Consider the following 822-nt stretch of genomic DNA (forward strand, 5'->3'; position numbering starts at 1 on the left):
TAGCAGTTTGGGTTGGACCATTAAACCACTGTGTTAATGCTGGATTGTTATACTGACCAGCAGCCTTTTCTAACCCGGCGATAGCATTTTTTGTCGCATCGCTGAGCCCCGCTACCCGCTCACCCTCATAAACATTTCCGCCAATTCCTTTATTATAAAGGTCGAGGGCGTCAGCACTCACTTTTTTAAGGATTTCTTCAGCCCAAGCGGGTGGTGCATTTGTTTGTGTTGTTGTTTGGACTTGAGGTGTTGTTTTTTTCCTCATGTGACAAGAACCTTTCTATAATGAATAAGATTACGACAATATCCGTGATGGGCGAGCATTTTAGACCATCCAGACCTTCCAAACATATGGACTTCTTCGGCATTGATTGTTCTCGCCCATTCTTCGACTTTTTCGATCGATTTGACCAATTTCAGTCCTCCCTCTCCAGCGAGATCTGAAAGAAAAACACGTTTTTTTCCTGTATGCGTTTTTTCAACTTTGGTAATGGCAAAAGCGCTAAATTGGGTTTTGTTTTTTAAGATCAGCCACAATTGTGCCCTGCCAGTGGCCAGTTCTTGAGCGATTGTTTTTAGGCAAACATCATCAGGAAAGCGCTTAGCATATTTTTTTAATGCAGCATTTATAGGATCTTTGAATTGTGCAATTTTTTTCCATGACCATTGATCTGTCAGATAAGCAGAATAAAGATTTTGATTTTCGTGTTTGCATTTCATCATTTTCGCTCTTTCAGCTTTTTGGTAGCGCCTTCTCTAACGACTATAAAGCCAGCAGAGGCATTGTTTTCTTACGCGCTGTGCTTAACAGCTTTCTTTTTT

General features: G+C 41.0%; 1 protein-coding gene and 1 pseudogene. Both read right to left on the reverse strand.

Features of this window, described 5'->3' with window-relative positions:
- Positions 1–265: pseudogene (locus ACFIK8_RS10780) on the reverse strand (tail fiber domain-containing protein); the annotation flags it as partial.
- The gene (locus ACFIK8_RS10785) at positions 262–723 is read right to left on the reverse strand and encodes a hypothetical protein (protein ID WP_375669422.1); all 462 of its coding nucleotides are present in this window, start codon (positions 721–723) and stop codon (positions 262–264) included. The gene ACFIK8_RS10785 and the pseudogene ACFIK8_RS10780, both read right to left, overlap by 4 nt.
- Between the last annotated feature and the right edge of the window lie 99 nt (positions 724–822).

The sequence above is a fragment of the Bartonella sp. MR168JLCBS genome, from assembly GCF_042194175.1.